The organism is uncultured Campylobacter sp. (assembly GCF_937949835.1).
Taxonomy (GTDB): domain Bacteria; phylum Campylobacterota; class Campylobacteria; order Campylobacterales; family Campylobacteraceae; genus Campylobacter_B.
The window spans coordinates 1-2,442 of sequence record NZ_CALEDC010000444.1; the positions used below are offsets into that span (position 1 = coordinate 1).

General features: G+C 42.5%; 3 protein-coding genes. 2 read left to right on the forward strand and 1 reads right to left on the reverse strand.

Going from position 1 to position 2,442, the window contains the following annotated elements; genetic code table 11:
* Positions 1-518: 518 nt before the first annotated feature.
* A complete protein-coding gene (locus Q0256_RS09880) occupies positions 519-1,205 on the reverse strand; it encodes a SapC family protein (RefSeq protein ID WP_297962608.1) in 687 nt (228 codons plus the stop codon).
* A gap of 149 nt (positions 1,206-1,354) precedes the next feature.
* Here Q0256_RS09880 and Q0256_RS09885 point away from each other — a divergent pair, with 149 nt between their 5' ends.
* Positions 1,355-2,128: a 3'(2'),5'-bisphosphate nucleotidase CysQ gene (locus Q0256_RS09885; protein ID WP_297962610.1), complete on the forward strand. Its 774-nt coding sequence runs from the start codon at positions 1,355-1,357 to the stop codon at positions 2,126-2,128.
* 62 nt (positions 2,129-2,190) lie between these two features.
* On the forward strand, positions 2,191-2,442 hold a 252-nt coding region (locus Q0256_RS09890; RefSeq protein ID WP_297962612.1), incomplete at its 3' end, for a type II secretion system protein.

A 2,442-nucleotide genomic window follows, 5' to 3' on the forward strand; every position in this document is an offset into this window, starting at 1 on the left:
GGAATTTCTTTAAATTAAAATTTTGCCGTAATGCTGGGCTCGCGCTGTATTATCTATAAATTGTGCGGGCTAAATTTAAGCACTCCGTGTAAAATTTCATCGAGACTTTCTTTATTTCAAAGGCTTAATATAAAAACCTAAAAGATAGGCTTGAAATTTATAAATTCATATGCTCAAAAAGAATTTTAAATCAAGTAAGGTTCCGTGCAATATTTCTAGCATTGGAGGATATCGGACGTAAAATCCTGCGTGGGCAAGGTGATAAATTTTGCCATAAAATTTTTATGGCAAAATTATACGATCAGGCTCGCAGTACGTTTAATCTTAGCTATAAATAAAATCATTTAGGGTCTAAGGCTTATTCTACTAGATAAGCTTAATGGGTATTTATAAAAACAACTCACGCCGTAAAATACTTGCGACATTTTCGCGCAATATTGCTTTTAGGAATTAAATTCTGCGACATTAAATCATAAAATTCTAAAAATTTCTAGCTATTCTAGTAGCGAAAACGGTGTCTATTTTTTCGCTTCTTTCTGCGCGGTCGGCGGGTCAAGCTGCATGATCTTATCGCCTAGTCGCTGAAAATTTGCAAGGCTTTTTAGATGGAAATACGCTAGCTCCAGATATCCGCGGCGCGCGAAATCCGCAAGTTTTTTATCGCTTAGTTTCAAAAGTTTTTCGCGATTTACGACCGAAAAGCCGTTTAGCAGGGACGATTCCTTGCCGCTAGAGTTGATGCCGAGTTCCTTGGCTTCTAAAATCCCCGCCTTTTGAAATTCCGCCGCCGCAACGCGCGTGCGCATATCTAAATCGGCGTAATTTTGCATCACCTCTTTTAAATTTTTTAAAAACGGCGTTGGCTTGCCGTCTTTAAAAAGCGCCTCTCCGTCGCCTTTGATCTGCTGCGCATCCTTATCGAAGCAGATCGCCGTCTGCTCGCCGATCTGGGCTAGGAAAAACGGATAATTCTGCACCGAAGAAGGCACCGTTCCTTTATAATCCTTATCGATTAGAACGTTTTTGGTGCGCCCTAGCAGCGCCACCATTTTGGGCTCTTTTTCAATGGTAAATACGATAACGAGGTTGTCCGCGCAAAACGGGATCTCCGGCGCGATCACCGGCACGAAAGGCGCGGTAGGGAATGCATCCGCGTGATACTGTAAATCCGCGTGTTTAACGCTATCTAATACGACTGGGGTCATGTTGGTCCTTTAAAAAATTTTAGCAATTATATAAAAAAGAATATTAAAATTCTAAAGGGTTTTAAAATTTCAGCTGTTTTTACTTGCGTAAATTTAGACTATTAAAATTTTAAATTTAGTAGAATTACCTTAAATTTAAAGGAGCGAAAGTGGGCTTGGATGAGCTTTTAGCACTCGCGACGGACGCCGCAAAAAAGGCAAATGCCGCGATAATGCAAAATTACGATAAATTTGATATCTTTGTCAAGGCGGACAGATCGCCGCTTACGAATGCCGATCTTGCGGCAAATGATGCGATAATGCGCACTCTAGAGCCCAGCGGTATCGCGATCTGCTCGGAAGAATGCGTACTGGATAGCGAGCGGCGCATGAGCGAGGAGAGATTTTGGCTGATAGATCCGCTGGACGGCACAAAGGAGTTCATCGCACGCAACGGTGAGTTTTGCGTCTGCATCGCGCTGATCGAGCATGGGCGTCCGATTTTAGCGGTAATCGGCATCCCTATAAGCGGCGATATATATAGCTCAAACGGCGGCGGAGTTTATAAAAACGACATGCTGCTCCCTCGCCCCACTAGCGCACCGCAAATCTTCATGCAAGGGCACTATAGCAGATCCGCAAAATACTTGCAATTTGCGCAGAAATTTGGAATGCAACTAATGCGCAAAGGCTCTGCGATAAAATTTTGCATCTTAGCCGAGGGGGGTGCCAGCGCGTATGCGAGATTTAGCGACTGCTCGCTTTGGGACATCGCCGCGGGAGATTTTTTGCTGCATCAAAGCGGCGGAGCGGTGATAGATCTAAAGACGATGAAGGCGCCTCTTTATAACGGAAAAAGCCTGATAAATAACCATTATTTGGCGGTTGGCGCGAATGCTGTAAAATTTTTACCTGAAATGTTGGAGTTTGCAAAGAATTTTTAAGCTAAATTTATAGTAAACGTCCTATAATATAAGTCCAAAATTTTTTATCAAAGGATAAAAACATGAAGGGTTTTACTATGATCGAATTAATTTTCGTGATCGTGATTTTAGGTGTTTTGGCGGCAATTGCCATTCCAAAACTAATAGCTACCAGAGACGATGCTGAGGTAGTAAGGACAGCGCATAACGTAGCCACATCGCTCAATGATTTGATGGGCTACTATACGGCACAAGGCGAATATAACCAGGATTTTTCACAAATGATGAATGTGCCAAATCCTATAAGGGCTAAAGGTCATATCTGCGCTACATAC

What these genes read in the sequence shown, in the direction of transcription:
- Q0256_RS09880 (WP_297962608.1), bottom strand. Translation starts at nt 1,205, where the DNA reads ATGACCCCAGTCGTATTAGATAGCGTTAAACACGCGGATTTACAGTAT.